General features: G+C 45.9%; 15 protein-coding genes. 6 read left to right on the forward strand and 9 right to left on the reverse strand.

Annotated elements, in window-relative coordinates; all coding sequences use genetic code 11:
• The first annotated feature begins 296 nt into the window (after positions 1–296).
• The 4 genes from QUB10_RS13875 (at position 297) to QUB10_RS13890 (ending at position 4527) form a co-directional block, all read left to right on the forward strand.
• Positions 297–3113, forward strand: a complete 2817-nt coding sequence (locus tag QUB10_RS13875; RefSeq protein WP_333202920.1) for a valine--tRNA ligase — start codon at positions 297–299, stop codon at positions 3111–3113.
• A 182-nt stretch (positions 3114–3295) separates the two neighbouring features.
• The gene (locus tag QUB10_RS13880; RefSeq protein WP_333060152.1) at positions 3296–3607 is read left to right on the forward strand and encodes a DUF433 domain-containing protein; all 312 of its coding nucleotides are present in this window, start codon (positions 3296–3298) and stop codon (positions 3605–3607) included.
• A complete protein-coding gene (locus QUB10_RS13885; protein WP_333060153.1) occupies positions 3608–3955 on the forward strand; it encodes a DUF5615 family PIN-like protein in 348 nt (115 codons plus the stop codon).
• Positions 3956–4029: 74 nt separating this feature from the next.
• A complete protein-coding gene (locus tag QUB10_RS13890; protein ID WP_333202922.1) occupies positions 4030–4527 on the forward strand; it encodes a hypothetical protein in 498 nt (165 codons plus the stop codon).
• Between the two features lie 154 nt (positions 4528–4681).
• On the opposite strand, the gene crtB is transcribed toward QUB10_RS13890, so the two are convergent.
• Together crtB and pds are read right to left on the reverse strand one after the other, a co-directional pair.
• Entirely contained in the window at positions 4682–5611 is a 930-nt protein-coding gene (gene crtB / locus QUB10_RS13895; RefSeq protein WP_333202924.1) for a 15-cis-phytoene synthase CrtB, read from the reverse strand.
• 92 nt (positions 5612–5703) lie between these two features.
• Complete coding sequence (pds, locus tag QUB10_RS13900) at positions 5704–7077, reverse strand: 15-cis-phytoene desaturase (RefSeq protein WP_333202926.1); 1374 nt, start codon at positions 7075–7077, stop codon at positions 5704–5706.
• 275 nt (positions 7078–7352) lie between these two features.
• Between pds and QUB10_RS13905 the strand changes: the two genes are divergently transcribed.
• Positions 7353–7991, forward strand: a complete 639-nt coding sequence (locus QUB10_RS13905; protein ID WP_333202928.1) for a restriction endonuclease subunit R — start codon at positions 7353–7355, stop codon at positions 7989–7991.
• 100 nt (positions 7992–8091) lie between these two features.
• Here QUB10_RS13905 and QUB10_RS13910 read toward each other — a convergent pair whose 3' ends face one another.
• The 7 genes from QUB10_RS13910 to QUB10_RS13940 all read right to left on the reverse strand — a co-directional run bounded on the left by QUB10_RS13910 (position 8092) and on the right by QUB10_RS13940 (position 14742).
• Entirely contained in the window at positions 8092–8721 is a 630-nt protein-coding gene (locus QUB10_RS13910; RefSeq protein ID WP_333202930.1) for a TraX family protein, read from the reverse strand.
• 600 nt (positions 8722–9321) lie between these two features.
• On the reverse strand, positions 9322–10632 hold the full coding sequence (locus QUB10_RS13915; RefSeq protein ID WP_333202932.1) for a hypothetical protein: 1311 nt from the start codon (positions 10630–10632) through the stop codon (positions 9322–9324).
• A 72-nt stretch (positions 10633–10704) separates the two neighbouring features.
• Positions 10705–11793 (reverse strand): SPFH domain-containing protein, encoded by a 1089-nt coding sequence (locus QUB10_RS13920; RefSeq protein WP_333202934.1) that lies wholly within the window; start codon positions 11791–11793, stop codon positions 10705–10707.
• Between the two features lie 122 nt (positions 11794–11915).
• Positions 11916–12686 carry a Uma2 family endonuclease gene (locus QUB10_RS13925; RefSeq protein WP_333202938.1) on the reverse strand — a complete coding sequence of 257 codons (771 nt, stop codon included), beginning with the start codon at positions 12684–12686 and terminating at the stop codon, positions 11916–11918.
• A 213-nt stretch (positions 12687–12899) separates the two neighbouring features.
• Positions 12900–13154, reverse strand: coding sequence for a hypothetical protein (locus QUB10_RS13930; RefSeq protein ID WP_333202940.1), 255 nt, complete (start codon positions 13152–13154; stop codon positions 12900–12902).
• Positions 13155–13167: 13 nt separating this feature from the next.
• Positions 13168–14208, reverse strand: coding sequence for a DUF6745 domain-containing protein (locus tag QUB10_RS13935; protein WP_333202942.1), 1041 nt, complete (start codon positions 14206–14208; stop codon positions 13168–13170).
• 393 nt (positions 14209–14601) lie between these two features.
• On the reverse strand, positions 14602–14742 hold the full coding sequence (locus QUB10_RS13940) for a hypothetical protein (protein WP_333202944.1): 141 nt from the start codon (positions 14740–14742) through the stop codon (positions 14602–14604).
• Positions 14743–14797: 55 nt separating this feature from the next.
• Here QUB10_RS13940 and dnaK point away from each other — a divergent pair, with 55 nt between their 5' ends.
• Positions 14798–16918, forward strand: coding sequence for a molecular chaperone DnaK (gene dnaK, locus QUB10_RS13945; RefSeq protein ID WP_333202946.1), 2121 nt, complete (start codon positions 14798–14800; stop codon positions 16916–16918).
• Positions 16919–17027 lie beyond the last annotated feature (109 nt).

Genomic DNA, 17027 nt, shown 5'->3' on the forward strand with positions numbered 1-17027 from the left:
TTTACGACATCCAAAACCCTCGCAACACTCTTCCCTCAGCGCCCTCAGCGCCCTCTGCGGTTCAAAACTCTTCTCTTAATGGAGTGGATTGTAAAGAGGTGAATAGATATTAAGAGGATTTTACCGCAGAGAACACAGAGAGCCCAGAGAGGGGAGGGATGAAAGGTTTTTTTACGACATCCAAAACCCTCGCAACACTCTTCCCTCAGCGCCCTCAGCGCCCTCTGCGGTTCAAAACTCTTCTCTTCCCTCTCCTGTGGCACAATCTTATATATAAAACCTGCACCCTCTCGCCAATGACCGCAAACCTACCACCCCAATACGACCCCCAAGCCACCGAAGCCAAATGGCAAAAATACTGGGAAGACAACCAAACCTTCAAAGCTGACCCCGAAAAAGGCGGCGAACCTTACTGCGTAGTTATCCCGCCGCCTAACGTGACCGGCAGCCTCCACATGGGACACGCTTTTGAAGAGACGCTGATTGATGTCCTCGTCCGCTATCACCGCATGACTGGACGCAATACCCTGTGGTTGCCGGGAACGGATCATGCTAGCATCGCCGTTCAAACTATTCTCGAAAAGCAACTCAAAGCAGAAGGCAAAACTCGCCACGATTTAGGCAGAGAAAAATTCTTGGAACGGGCCTGGGAGTGGAAAGCTGAATCGGGCAATACTATTACTAATCAATTGCGGCGTTTGGGCGTGTCTGTTGATTGGTCGCGTGAACGCTTTACTATGGATGAAGGCTTATCCGCTGCTGTTTTAGAAGCATTTGTCCGCCTGTACGATGAGGGGCTGATTTATCGCGGTAATTACCTGGTGAATTGGTGTCCGGCTAGTCAGTCTGCTGTGTCGGATTTGGAGGTAGACCAGCAGGAAGTTGAGGGCCATTTGTGGCATTTCCGCTATCCTTTGACGGATGGTTCTGGTTATTTGGAAGTGGCGACGACTCGGCCGGAAACAATGTTGGGCGATACTGGGGTGGCGGTGAATCCACAGGACGATCGCTACAAACATCTTATCGGTAAAACTGTGACTTTGCCGATCGCAAATCGCGAAATCCCAATCATTGCTGATGAGTTTGTCGATCCGACTTTCGGAACTGGTTGTGTCAAGGTGACACCCGCCCACGATCCGAATGACTTCGAGATGGGTAAGCGTCACAATTTGCCGTTTATTAACATTATGAATAAGGACGGCACTTTAAATGAAAATGCCGGAGAGTTCCAGGGACAAGACCGATTTGTTGCCCGGAAAAATGTGGTGCAGCGGTTAGAAAGTGACGGGGTTTTGGTTAAAATAGAAGATTATAAGCATACTGTTCCTTTCAGCGAACGTGGCAAAGTTGCGGTCGAACCTTTGATATCTACGCAATGGTTTGTAAAGATAGATCCTCTTTCTCAACGTGCTTTAGAAGCATTAGATCAAAGTAACTCACCAGTCTTTGTTCCTGACAGATGGACAAAGGTTTATCGCGATTGGTTGGTGAAGCTGAAGGATTGGTGTATCTCCCGACAATTGTGGTGGGGACACCAAATCCCTGCTTGGTATGCTGTTAGCGAAACCCAGGGCGAAATTACTGATACAACGCCGTTTGTGGTGGCGAAAACTGAAGCTGAAGCTAAGGAAAAAGCTACGGCTAAATTTGGTAAGGATGTGCAGCTAGCAAGAGATCCAGATGTACTGGATACTTGGTTTTCGTCTGGGTTGTGGCCTTTCTCAACTCTGGGATGGCCTGACGAAACTAAAGATTTGGAGTTTTACTATCCGACAACTACTTTGGTAACAGGTTTTGATATCATCTTTTTCTGGGTTGCTAGAATGACGATGATGGCCGGACATTTTACTGAAAAGATGCCTTTTGATACTGTTTACATTCACGGTTTGGTGTTGGATGAAAACGGTCAGAAAATGTCGAAGAGTAAAAATAACGGTATCGACCCGCTGCTGTTGATTGGTAAGTACGGTACTGATGCTTTGCGCTACACCTTGGTTAAGGAAGTGGTAGGGGCCGGTCAAAATATTCGTATGGAGTACGATCGCAAAACTGATGAATCGAAATCAGTGGAAGCTTCGCGGAATTTCACGAATAAGTTGTGGAATGCGGCTAGGTTTGTGATGATGAATTTGGAGGGACAGACGCCGCAGCAGTTGGGAATTCCTCACCCCCCCCAACCCCCCCTTACTAAGGGGGGGAGAGAAGAAGATTCCCTTGTTGAGGGGGGGAGAGAGGAAGGGTTGGAATTGTGCGATCGCTGGATTCTTTCTCGCTACAATCAAGTTGTACAGCAAAGCCGCAATTGTTTGGAAAATTACGGTTTGGGGGAAGCGGCGAAGGGACTTTATGAGTTTATTTGGGGCGATTTCTGTGACTGGTATATTGAGTTAGTCAAGTCTCGCTTGCAACAGGATGCTGAACCAAATTCTAAGAAAGTGGCCCAGCAAACTTTTGCTTTTGTGTTGGAAGGGATTCTGAAACTACTACATCCTTTTATGCCACACATTACTGAGGAGATTTGGCACACTCTGACTCAAACAGGTGACGATCGATGTTTGGCTTTGCAAGCTTATCCTGAAGCTGATATCTCGCTAATTGATGCTGAATTAGAACAGCAGTTTGAGTTGTTGTTCGGTACAATTCGCACTATTCGCAATTTGCGGGCAGATGCTGATATCAAACCCAGTGTGAAGGTGACGGCGATTTTGCAAAGCGAAAGCGAGAAAGAACGCCAAATCATCTCAGATGGAGGTGTTTATATTCAGGATTTGGCAAAAGTCGAAAATCTGACTGTTACGGCTAGTTTGGATGCAGAACCCCCCCTTAATCCCCCCCTTGGTAAGGGGGGGCAAGGGGGGTCAATTGCTGGGGTAGTCGGTACTGTGCAAGTATTGATTCCTCTGGCTGGGGTGGTTGATTTGGCGGCTTTGCGTGCTAAATTGGAGAAGAAGTTGAGCAAGGTGGAAGCTGAAATTAAGCATACTGCGGCGCGCTTGACTAATCAGAAGTTTGTGGATAAGGCTACTCCTGATGTGGTTCAGGGGGCGAGGGATGCTTTGGCGGAAGCCGAAAAACAAGCCGAGATTTTGCGCGATCGGCTAAAGTTGTTTTAAGAGTTGACAGTTGACGGTTTTTAGTCAATTTGTAGGGTGCGTGAGGGCGAAAAACCTGGGAATCCCAAGGAAAATATTGACTCTCACGCACCGCAGGCGCGATCGGCTATAATCAAATAAGATTTTACAAGGTCTTTGGTTTTTAACTTAACTATTTAGAGATTTTAGTTTGGGATCTCACTATGCTATCAATAATTTATCCTCATATCGAGAAAGTAGCGGGTCAACCCGCACGGTTGCAGCGGATACCCCGCGTGCGGGTTGTTCAGATTGTGATGGATTATTTAGCTTACGGTTGGTCAGTCGAAGAAATGTGCCGCCAGCATCCTTATTTGATGCCGTCGGAGGCTCATGCAGCGATGGCTTATTACTTCGACTTTCAATCTGAAATTGAGCAGGAGATTCGCGCGGAATGGGAGCAGGTACAACAGGAAAAATCTTTGCTTTTACCTTCACCATTTTTCGTGAGAATGCGAGCTAAGGGATTATTGTAAGTGGCAATTTTTCTGTACATGGACGTTCACATTCCCCAAGCAATTACCGAGCAGTTGCGCCGTCGTGGTGTAGATGTTTTGACGGCGATCGAAGATGGTGCGACAGAATTGCCGGATGATGAACTTTTGGAACGTGCCACTCAGCTAGGGAGAGTATTGTTTACTCAAGATATCCGTTTTAGGGCAATGGCTCAAGATTGGCAGCGTCAGGAAAGACAGTTTGCTGGTTTGATATTTGGACATCAGCTAGGCGGTACGATCGGACAATTTGTTAAGGATTTGGAACTCATTACTTTAGCCTCGGAATCTGATGAATGGATGAATGCTGTTGAGTATATTCCTTTTTAGGACGATCGCACTTCCGTGTGAGAAAAATAGTAAAAATTAGGCCAAACAAAAATTACCAATCACTAATAACCCTCATGTTATATTTAGCCCAAGTACAAAATCAGGAAAATTTAGGCGAGATAAGTCTGCAATTGCTGGCTTGCCAAAATTCTGATGATACTTGGGCTATTCTTAGTGAAGAATGTTTCTTGACATTACCGCAAGATTTTGCTCAAAATCCAATTTACTCTGCAACTAATGTTTTAAATGAAGGGATTTTAGTATTAGCAGATATTGGCGAAAATAACCAGGTTGTCAATATTCAATCCGCTACAAACTGGGTACTACAATTAGTTGAGAAATATTTAACAACAGGCTTTACTCCCGATTTTTTGCAGCAAGAAGCCCAGAAAGCAGAAGGGTGGAGGCAATCTCTCACTTTGCAGAGTCAAGAATTGTCTCGCCGCTTGATTGAAGTTGAAGCCCGCCGAGAACAAATTCAAAATTTAGAAGCAAAACTCCAGCAGGAAAAGCAATTGTTGGAAACTTCGATCGCCCAATTGAAAATTCCGCCCGCTACTCCACTAATTTGACTTATAGTTTGACTTAAATTAACTAACCAAACATAGGGACACGGCACTACCGCGTCCCCACAAACCTAATATGCAATTTGCTGGACATCATATAATTTGTAACTTGACAAATACCCCTTACCCGTTGCCGAATCGCTAGCAAAATTGCCTGCGGCTAAAGCACTTTTGACTTCATCCAAGCGGCGGGGAGACACAGCAGTTTCTGAGAATTGGTAACGTAAGCCCGCTTCTGAAACACATCATACTGATTGCGTTCGATCGCATTTAAGATTCTGCTGTAGAGCATTGTAGCAGCCCAAACAGTCCAGCGAATATCGGGACTGAGCACTTTAATTCCCGGTTCGGCGCTGGCGTATAATTTGCGAGCTCGCTGAATTTGAAACCGCATCAATTCCCGCCAGCGGTTGTCAATCACACCGTTGAATAAATCTTCTTCCGTGTAGTTAAACAAGGCTAAGTCTTCTAAGGGAATGTAAATGCGGCCGCGGCGGGCGTCTTCTCCGACATCGCGCAAAATATTAGTCAACTGCTTGGCAATACCGAGGGAGATGGCTTCTTCTTTGGGAATTCTATTCCCCCAGTGCCAATTCCAGTTAGCAGCGGAGTTCGATTCGCCTACACCCATAACAGACATCGACATCAGCCCGACAGTACCCGCTACTCGATAACAGTAAAGATTGAGTTCTTCAAAAGTTTCGTAGCGGCTGCGGTACAAGTCCATTTGCTGGCCCGCAATCATCTCTCGAAACGGCCCAATGTCGATCGGGAAACGAGACAGCGTATCCACCAAAGCTACGTCGTAGTCATCGTGAGGATGGCCGGCAAACACCGATTCTAGCCGTTTTTCCCACAAATTGAGGGTTTCAGGGGTCGTTGCATCAGAACCCGGCCCGTCTACGAGTTCGTCGGTGCGGCGGCACCAGACGTAAATCGCCCAAATCGCCCGACGCTTGGCTTCGGGCATGAGTTGAGTGCCTAAATAAAAATTTTTGGCATAACTCGCCGTGACTTGGCGGCACAGTTCGTAGGATTCATCCAAAGAGGCCAGAGTTCTCATGCACTGGAGTTTTGACAGTTGCAGCATCCGAGAATAAGAAATTTAAAGATTAGAATTGACACTCCCCCGTTTAGAAAACGGGAGATTCTTTTACGTCTTTATGAAAAATTCTTAATTTTTCATTTGTTATTGGCCGTCGAAATAGCCTGCGCTGTCAGCTTACCAGAAAGCACGGCACCTTCCATACTCGCAAGATAACGCTGCATCGTATAATCCCCCGTTAGATAGAAATTGCTAATGGGAGTTATTTGCGTGGGACGGCACTGCTGGCGTCCGGGAGTGGCTTTGTAGACGGAACGAGGGGTTTTGACTACGTGATATTTGAGCAGTTTGGCTGGTTCTGGGATTTGATCGGGAAAGAGTTTTTCTAACTCGACCATTGTGGCTGCGACGATATCTTCGTCAGATTTGCCTATCCAGTCTTTGGCCGGTGCTAAAACCAGTTCCAGCATTGATTTGTCTGGGTTGGCATATTCGCGGCAGGTGTTGCTCATGTCGGCGTAGACGCTCAGCAGGGGCGATCGCGAGAACAGCAAATGGTCGATTTCAGTTAGCTTGCGATCGAACCACAAGTGTACATTAATGACGGGTACTCCCTCCAAACCTTCGAGCTGTTTGAAATAATCCATTTCGCCCCAAGGTTTCGGCATCATCAGCTTCAGCGGGTCAACCGGCATCGCGGAAACGTAAATATCGGCCGTCAGAATTTCTGACTCTGCCCCTTTGACGCCCCGAATGTGGAAGCCGCGCACCGTGTTGTCATCGTTGAGCAAAAACTCCCCAATGGGTGCGTTCAGCCGGACTTCACCGCCGCGCTCAGTTATGTAGTCTACCATCGGCTGACACAACCTTTCTGTGGGGGAACCGTCTAAAAAAGCCATTTTCGAGCCATTTTTCTCTTGCAGGAAGCGGTTGAGGGCTGTCAGCAGTATGGTTGCAGATATTTCGTGGGGGTCGATGAAGTTGAGCGCCTTGGACATGGCGATGAATACTTCTTTTTCGACTCTGGGGGGGACGTTTTGCTTTTTGAGCCAGTCGGAAAACGAGTATTTGTCCATTTCTTCGACGTATCTTTGACCCTGAAGCATCGCCGGAATCAAACCTATACCGAAGCGGATTTTTTCGGGCCAGGTGAGCATATCGTTGTTGCTCAAGATGGCTGCGACGCCGTTGAAGGGGGCCGGAAGGTCGGGAAAGTCAAAGCGGGAATAGGTTCCGGGGGTTTCCGGCTGATTGAAAATCATCGAGTGTTCTTTCCATTGCAGCCGGTCTTCAATGTCAAGTTCTTTGAAGAGTTGGAGCATATTCGGGTATGCACCGAAGAAGATGTGGAGGCCGGTTTCGTACCAGTCGCCATCTGCATCTTTCCAGGCGGCTACTTTGCCGCCGAGTACGTCCCGACTTTCTAGGATGATGGGGGTGTGGCCCGCGTCGGTAAGATATTTAGCGCAGGAAAGTCCTGCTAAGCCTGCTCCGGCGATCGCAACTCGCATTTGATACTACTTGGCCTCTGTGTTCGCTTCGGTTTAATTATACTTTACAACTCGTTACATTTTTTTGGGAATTGGGGAAGGTGGAGGTGAGGGGTGCGGGGCGATCGGGTGGTCAGAAACCGGGTTTTTTACGACCCTACTTCGTTGTGACCCATAGATTCGGTAAAAAACCCGGTTTCTTTGGTGTGTATGCCTAATTCCTGATTAACGGAAATTTAGCAATTATTGCTATCATAAATTAAGAGCAAATTTTGATGAATTGCTTACTTAAATTTATGGTACAAACAATTCAAGCTAGAAATGTCGCGTTGAACGATTTGGAAACCCAATTCAAAATTGAGTGGGTTGAAGATGACCAATTCTTTCGCGAGTGGCAAGATGATTTGCCAGAAATCAATGATGCTGAAAAACAGCGGCTGGACAGAGTGAAGGCAAGTTACAGGAATTTGCTCAAACATCCGCCACTTCTAGAAAATACAGTCAAAATGGTTGTGCTGTCTCCGTTTTTGGATTTAGCTGATTTCTATCTTGCTCCTTTTCATGTTACTTCCGAAAAATCGGTAGAAATTGTTGACGAGGATGAAGGAACTATTGTCAGGGGACAGTTGGATGTTTTGGCTTTGTTTCAGGAGTTTTGGGTAGTAGTTATTGAATCTAAGAAAGCTGCGTTTTCTTTGGAGGTAGGGATTCCGCAGTTACTGGCTTATATGTTAGCTAATCTGAGTGCCGATCGACCTACTTACGGATTGTTAATGAATGGGGCAGATTTTCTATTTGTCAAGTTAGTTAAGCGGGAAAAAGCACAGTACGCTTTTTCTAGGAAGTTTTACCTTTTCAATCCGGGGAATGATTTGTACAGCGTGCTGAGTATTTTGAAGCGCCTCGGTCAGTTGAATGTTGGCAATAGAGTTTAGAAAGCGATCGCACTCTTCTGGGGGCGATCGCTCAGAGACGCGGTTGTACTTCGTTTAAATAAAAAATCAAGAATTAAGTAATTAGAATTCCCAGTCTTATTTAGACAATTGTTCGCAGTGCCGCTAGCCCCCCAAGGTGTAGTGGGTAAAAATAATAGAAAAATCTTTTTTCTATAGCCGTGGGTTTTTTGTCTTTAGAGGTATCGTAGTATGCCAGAACTAGCGGCGCGAATATGGCGAAAATTTGAATCCAGCTTTGGCAACTAATTGCATATCCGATATTTGCTATAGTCCAGCCGAACCACCAAAGGCGAGATCCTCCTCCTTTCCACCTAATCATCAATAGCGGGCAAGCCACTGCATACCACCCGTAACTCACTCCTAAAATTTGAGCAGTTACTAGACCTGTGCTTAAAACTGCAATTTTGCGATCGAAGCGTCGGATGTAGCTCAAAGTTAGTGCTGCTACGGCAAAGCTAAACATGATGTTTAACTGTAAATTGCCAAAAAGTAACATATGAGGTATTTGAGAAAGTACCCCAAATAATATCAGTCGAGTAATTAGAGGATTTTTGTCCCCCGGTCGTTTCCAGTTTTGAGCAAACACCCAACTAAACAACGGAAAACTGAGGCGGCCCATGATACGCATGGGTTCTGCTTCAATCATCAATCCGATGTGATCTATTAGCATTAGAGCTGCCGCCAACCATTTAATTTGATTTTGATTCATACAAGTGATTCTCCTATTCTGTTATTTTTTTTGTAATAATTAAATATTTGTTTGATTTTTGACACAAGATATTTACAAATTTCGCTTTCTCAGTATGTTTAATATGCTATAAAGTGCAGTTCTTCAATGTGTTCTTAAATGTTGATAGTTCGTATTTTATATATCTTTTCTGAAAATAGTATTTTTATTAAAATTCTCAGTACAATTAAATAGACTGTACTCATAATCTATCCTTAAAGCAACACCTAAATTAAAGAGAATAAGCTCTCTTTAATTTAGGTGTTTTAAAAAAATTACGTAAAAACCCTCTTGTGTACTCCTTAAGGTAGATTTACCTTAAATTTATTGATTCGGAGCAAATAATAATTGAGTTAATTTTACTGACCAAGAATTTCAAAGGTGGTACCCGCCACGCGATTTATCCGGGGAATCAATCGAAAATCGAAAATCGAAAATCACTTATTGCCCCCGCATTTATCCGTGGGGTCGCCTCTAAAATCTAAAATCTAAAATCTAAAATCTAAAATCGATTGACCTCGATCGCGACTACTACACCTACGATGCCTCCGCCGCCTCCGATGATTGCTCCATCCAGAATTGCTACAGTGAAGAGGGAAGAGGGGCTGGCGGTAATTTTTTGTTCGGTACAGGTGCGGTAGAGGGAACAGGCGCTGGCGGTAATTTTTGGCTCGGTACAGGTGCGGTAGAGGGAATAGGAACTGGGGGTAATTTTTGGCTCGGTACAGGTAGGGAAGTTGGTTGGGGTTGCGGTTGAGGCAGGCCGGGCACACGGATATATTTCCAATTACCAGTAAACAATAGGTACATAACACCCGCAAGCACGACACCGCTAACAACAGCAGCAGTAATTTTCCAAACACTGTAGGGACGTTCGCCTTGAACTTCAGCGGTGCGTGCATTAACCATTACTTGATATCGCTGGTTTTGATAGCGATAGGCGCACAGCCACACAGGGAGCAAAATATGCTTAAAAGTGATAGCATTGTAATCAGTAGAAATGCTGTGAACCCGCTGCTCGTCGCCTCCAATATGCCTACAAACATCGAAGTGAATAGTACCGGCCATGACATTTTTAGCAGATTCAAATCCTTGAGTGAGAGAAACTTGCGATCGCTGCGCTTCAAACCCAGCTAAATAAGATGAATTGTAAGCGCGCAGCGACTCCTTGAGATGCCAAGGTTCTAACGCATCCAGACGCGGGCGATCGATCGAAGTTGTAGCGGGAATCAGAATATCATCAAAAGGGCGATCGACTCTGCCAGAAGCAGGCCACCACCTGGTATGTTGCACTTGGCGAGTCTTCGTTTCAGTTTCGCCCTCCGAGTTGGTTTCCGTATAAGTCTCAGTTACGTAGTAGTGTTCTCCGCGAGAACCCTGATAGTAACTAACCGTATAAGTGTCGTAAGTCCAAAACGGCAAATAAACCCCTTGAATTTTCTCCTGCTGCGCTAGGGATTTCAAAGCAGAGGGAGCAAACCAGCGATTGCTGAGCCACTTCTGAATGCTTTCTCTGGCCTGTTTATCACTAACTTCAAAGGGTACAATTCCCTCTGGGTGGACGCTAGGACTAGCCTTTGCAGGTTGCGTCACAATTGGCGAAGCACAAAATGGGCATTTACCCGCTACTTTCGGCGGTTCAAAAGTAACACTTGCTCCGCAATCATTGCATTTTACTTCAAGGGCTGTTGTTGATAAAGTTGTCAGCGTCGTGCGATCGAGTTGGAGATATTGTTCGTAAGAATTTTCCTTTACCTCTTCAGCAGTTTGGGGAATTGCATCTTCCCAGCCGCAGTAAGCACACTTGAGCTTTCCTGCTTGGGGGTTGAACTCTAAATAAGCGCCGCAGCTAGGACATGGAAAACGTTTAACAGCAGGTTCCGAAGTATTCATAATAGTTTATTGGTGATGTAATTGGTAATCGGGAAAGCCTACCAATTACCAATTAATTAAATATGCAAAATTTTAGGCGGCGGCGGGCGGGGGAGGCGGCGGTACTGTCGCCAACAAAGATGCTAATTCTGGCACTTGCGATGCTAACTTCCAGCCGTCAAAACCCGCACGCCACACCATTACCTGATGTGTCAAACCATTTTGCAGAAGTTGATGCAACTCAAAAGGCCCTAATTGTTGACCGTTCTGGGCAATATACCACTGAGTTTGTGTTGGCGGGGGAGGTGGCGGCGGAGTTTGCGATGCTGGCGGCTGCATCATATTTGTCATTTGCTGACCTAGTGCCATTCCCATGCCCAATTCTAATGCTTGATTGCCGCCGCTGGGGTTATTTGCTGATGCTTCTATGGCGTTAGCAGCTTGATATTGGGTATATTGCTGCATATTTCCCAGAAGTCCGATTGAGGCTCGTTTGTCGAGTGCTTCTTCAACTTCAGGCGGCATCGAAATGTTTTCAATTAATAGCTGAGTTAACTCTAACCCAAACTGCTGGATACTTGGCTCTATGGCAACTCGCACCTGTTCGCCCATGTGGGTGTAGTTGGCTGCAAAGTCTAGCAGGGGAACGCGGGAATTGCCAACCCAATTGGCAAAGGCACTGACTATTGTATTGCGGAGTTGATCGCTGATTTCATCTACTTGAAATAGTCCGTCAGTGCTGATTAGTTGTTTTAAGAGTTGTTCTGGATGGGAAACTTTAATGTTGTATGTGCCAAAAGCCCGCATTCTCACGGGGCCGAGTTCTGGATCGCGGATAATTACAGGGTTAGAGGTTCCCCATCTCAGGTTGGTAAATATTTTGGTGTTAAAAAAGTAGACTTCTGCTTTAAAGGGAGAGTTGAAACCGTAGGGCCAACCTTTTAAGGTGCCCAGAACGGGTAAGTTGCGGGTGTACAGTTCGTACATTCCCGGATCGAAGACATCGGCAACTCGGCCTTCGCTGACAAAGACTGCTATTTGTCCGGGTCGTATAGTTAGTTTAGCACCTTGTTTAATTTCGTTTTGGTGACGCTCGAATCGATAGGCAATGGTGTCGCTGGTATTGTCCAACCATTCGATGATATCGACAAATTCGCCGCGAATCTTGTCAAAGAGTCCCATAGATTTATTTTGGGTTGTTGTTCGATTTTAGCTTCAATAGGAGCGATCGATGTTCCCGATCGCCATTGTAAAGTTTTTAGGTGCGATCGCTGGGGCTGGGGGCGATCGCACTTTCAGACAATTCACAATTCTGGTTCAATTCCAGCCGATCGCAACTGAGCGCGCAATTGCTCTAATTGGTCTTCGGCGCGATCGGCTCTTTGCCGTTCTTGTTCTGCTCTTTCAGATCCAGATAACAACAGATTCCCTTCACTATCCCACCAGCGCAACCAAGGTAATTCAACATTTTGATACACTCCTTGCCAAATTCCCAATTCCACTCCTAACGGTGCAATCGGATAATGACCGCGTTCATTTGCAGCAACTAATTGATACCTATCTTCGATCAGATGATAGACTTCAACACTAGCCTTGGCTACTTCATAAATTCCGTAAAATGCCGGATGGATGACATTTTCATAAATCCAGAATTTACCCGGCTTAGTTTCCTGTTTTCCCGATCGCAATAAAGGAGTTCTGTCCCGTTCTTCGGCACCATTCCCGGATACAAACTCTAACACAATCAACGGCGATACAAACTCTTGCCACATCACGTATGAACGGCGCGATTGACCATCAAGTGTTGGCGGGACATTAGGCACATAAAACCAGTCCGGCGCTTCTGCACCCCGTTCTAGCGGCTCAGTTAATCGCCAATAAATACCGCTATCTTGACCGATGCAATAGTTACCGTCAGCGTGAATTCTCTGCAAAACGGGAGTAATTGAATCTGTTAGCAGGATGCTTTGGGGATGTTCTTGAAAATTTTTCACAAAAGTACCGTCTGATTCGGGTAGTTGAGTATGATCTGGCCAACCTGTGGGATTGTTTTCTACATCTAGGGTAAATTTCATGGTTTTATTGCGGTGGCAAATATTGTATTGTATTGAAAGAACTACGGATGCAAATATTAGTGTCTCAAAGATAAATCATATCTATTCCGGTGTAACCGGAATGATATAGAGGAAACGGCAGTGCCGTTTCCCTACCGTAATTAATTGTAGGGACACGGCACTGCCGTTTCCTGACTGTGGGTAACATTAATTCCGATGCTACCGGATTTGAGATCACAGCAATTCCTCCCGTTCCTCAAATTCCCCTTGTTCTCCCCGCACTAAAGGTTCATCCTGAAAGCACCCGCAAGTTCTCTCAAAAAAACCGGGCGACCAGCCTAAGTCTTCCGGTGTTTTAGCCTCAGTTGCGGGTGTTATGCGCTGGAAAACTACAATAACTTCCAAATCTGTATCTTTAATCCCAACCGGGACTTGCAAATGCAGCATCCCGTCCGAACCGACGCGCGATCGCACTTTAATGCTTTGCATAACTCTTGCCTCCTTAAGTTTGTACTGAAAAATCCTCTGGATCGACTCCCCAATTCACCCATTTAATCGCTTCTCTGGCTGAGTTGATATCGGGCGGCACTCGCAAAGCGTGAATAAATCCGGTGCTGGGACAAGTCATCTTTAACAGATAAATCGGCTCCACGTCAAGGTTTGTATCAATTTTTAATAATGTGTATTCCTGCCAAGTATCTAATTCAACGGCTGCTAATTCAGAGCAAATGCGATCGTAACCAATTCCTTGAATTAGCACTCGCTTGAGTTCGGCGTTTTCTTCCTCTAAAAGCCATTGAGGTTGCCATTCATGCGGATGGATTTTGCCGTATTTTTCGGGTAAGGTGACGCCGTGATAGGAATAGAGGCTGTACCCATCGGCAAATTGAATGGCGGGTCCTCCTTCGGCGTGGAGGCGGTGTTGGCTGTCGAAGGAAAGGATGCGGGGGCGATCGCACACAATGCAAACTTTTTCATAGGTAAAAATCCAGCCGCATTGAGTTGTCAAAGACTTAAGCGCTTGCCACCTTCTGCGATGGTATTTGCACTTTAATACGGAGAAGCAGAAGTCACAACGTGCAGCAAGTTCTGCCCATATTATATAATCTAGAAACTCATAATCCTCATTATAGTGAAATGGTTCATGACAAAAAATAGATTCTAATAGTTTCTTAAAAAGATCGGAAAAACGCATCCATGCTTTCCGGTAAAGCTGGGAAGATAACTTATTTGAAGCCTGTGCCATTATAGAATCCAAAGTCTTGCAGTACAGTTTTTCTGTAAATCGATCGACCAGATTAACTCCAAATTCTTCGTATAGCTGAGTAATTGATTTGCCGCGAAGAACAAGATTTACAGCTTGATAGGGGCTGTGGCAAAAAATAATTTCCGGTTCTTTTTCGCCAATTACAAGGTAAGCTTCTTTAATTGCATCTGCTGCTTTTTCGCAGTCGATCGGCTCAGTGGAGTACATGATTTCCCGCCACTTATCATCATAAGCTAGCATTAAATCTTCTTGTTCTGGAGTAAGTTTTTCAATCATCGCTATCCTCTAAAATCGATTATGCCAAAGAAACCGGGTTTTTTACCGAATCTGTGGGTGAGTGCGAAAGATTTTCGTAAAAAAACCCGGTTTCTGACACCCGTGCGTAATTCCTACTTGTAATAACCTCAATCTTCATCCCACTTATCTTTAACTGCTTTGCCTTTTAGATTGAGAAACTCAACTGAATACAATACTTCTAATCCGGGCATTCAGGATACCTCTATGTTAATGATAGGATAACTTTTGCTCTCCATTCTAACTGGTATCTTGCACCATTCTCAAGTAGCCATTTATGAACAGGCTTTCCGGCCTGTTCCACAAAAATTCAATGTTCTTGTGGAACAGGCCGGAAAGCCTGTTCTTGAGAATGGTGCAAGATATGAGTTCTAATCAATTTGCTCCTCGGTTGCTGCGCCAAACCGTATCGAAAAAAGGTCGATCGCACCCAGCCAACCCCAGCAACCTGAACCGCAGGTGAGGCAATCCCCCTGCAGCCCCCGCTTCTCGACGCGGTACAATAAGTGCAATCATACTTAACGCTTATATTGAAAAAGTTACACACAACGCCACAGGAGACAACTGACGCATGGGTAAAGTAGTTGGCATTGACCTCGGAACAACAAACTCAGTAGTAGCCGTCATGGAAGGCGGCAAACCGGTTGTGATTGCCAATGCAGAAGGGATGCGGACAACTCCCTCGGTAGTCGCTTTCACAAAGGAAGGAGAACGCCTTGTGGGACAGATGGCCAGACGCCAGACTGTTCTCAACCCGCAAAACACCTTTTACGCAGTCAAGCGGTACATCGGACGCAAATATACCGAACTGACTCCAGAATCAAAGCGCGTCCCTTACACAACTCGCCGCGACGACAACGGGAACATCAAAGTCAAGTGTCCCCGCCTGAAAAAAGATTTTGCCCCAGAGGAAATTTCGGCGATGGTGTTGCGGAAACTGGCCGATGAAGCTAGCCGCTATCTGGGACAAGAGGTGACGGGGGCTGTAATTACTGTTCCCGCTTATTTCAACGACTCGCAGCGACAGGCGACGCGGGATGCGGGACGAATTGCCGGACTTGAGGTCAAACGGATTTTAAATGAGCCGACAGCGGCTTCTTTGGCTTACGGTTTGGAGAGGCGAGAAAGTCAAACTATTTTAGTGTTTGATTTGGGCGGCGGTACTTTTGATGTGTCGATTTTAGACGTGGGAGATGGAGTATTTGAAGTTAAAGCAACTAGCGGCGACACTCAATTAGGCGGCAATGATTTTGACTCCAAAATTGTTGACTGGTTGGCAGAACAATTCTTAGAAAAAGAAGGAATTGATTTGCGACGCAACCGCCAAGCTTTGCAGCGATTGATCGAAGCGGCTGAAAAAGCCAAGATTGAACTGTCGGGAGTCGGTGTCACCGAGATTAATTTGCCGTTTATCGATGCGAATGAAGACGGGCCTTTGCATCTGGAAACGCGGCTGACTCGCGGTCAATTTGAGGGACTCTGCACAGATTTGGTGCAGCGGCTGCGGCGGCCGGTCAAACAAGCTTTGGCTGATGCAAGTTTGAGTCCTTCTCGCATTGATGAAGTTGTGTTGGTCGGCGGTTCGACTCGCATTCCTTTGGTGCAGGAAGTTGTTCGCAGTTTGATCGATCGAGAACCGAATCAAAATGTCAATCCCGATGAAGTTGTGGCGGTGGGTGCGGCAATTCAAGCGGGTATTTTGGGTGGGGATGTCCGCGATGTGCTGCTGTTGGATGTGACGCCGCTGTCGCTGGGTTTGGAAACTATCGGCGGGGTGATGAAAAAACTGATTCCTCGCAATACTACTATTCCCGTCAGGCGATCGGACATTTTTTCGACGGCTGAAAACAACCAAACTGTGGTAGAAATTCACGTGATCCAAGGGGAACGGGAATTAGGCAGAGATAATAAGTCTTTGGGACGGTTTAAACTAACTGGAATTCCGCCGGCGCCACGAGGGATTCCGCAGGTACAAGTAGCTTTTGATATTGACGCTAACGGGATGCTGTTGGTGACTGCTTTGGACAAAACTACCGGCAGGGAACAAAGCATTACTGTGCAAGGTGCTTCGACGCTGAGTCAGCAGGAAGTGAATCAAATGATTCGCGATGCGGAACAGTTTGCTCAAGCTGATAAGTTGCAGCGGGAAAGGGTAGAAAAACGCAATCGCGCTGAAGCTTTAGCTTATCAAGCGGAGCGACAGTTGCGAGAAGTTGCGCTCGATCGCGGAATGCAGTTTGCTCAAAGAAGTCGCCAGCGAATTGAAACTTTAATTCGGGAATTGCGAGACAGTTTGGAACGCAATGATGAGCGGGGAGTTGACCAAGTTGGTTCGGATTTGCAGGATGCTCTTTACGATTTGAGCCGGGAAGTTTCAGCTTTTGCTGATGATGACGATGATGACGATTTCTTTGAGTCTGTGAAGCGGACTTTTACGGGCGACGGTACCAAGCGACGCAGCGATGACAGCAGCTATTATACCAATGCTAAACCGTACAGGCGATCGACTGTCGATCCAATTCCCGATCGCCCCTATGATCGCCCCTATGATCGCACCGGTGATCGTATGAACGATCGCATGGGCGATCGCATGGGCGATCGTATGGGCGATCGTAGAAGCAGTGCTAATCGCCCCACTCGCCCTTATCAAAATCAAAGCGACGATTGGGATGATGACGACGATTGGCTCTAATTAGTGGTTAGTCATTAGTCCCTAGTCATTAGTCCCTAGTTTGAAGCAGGGAAGCAGCATGACTAATGACTAATGACTAATAATTAATGACTAATGACTAATGACTAAT

It is taken from the genome of Microcoleus sp. B5-D4, from assembly GCF_036705145.1.
Classification (GTDB): Bacteria; Cyanobacteriota; Cyanobacteriia; order Cyanobacteriales; family Microcoleaceae; genus Microcoleus.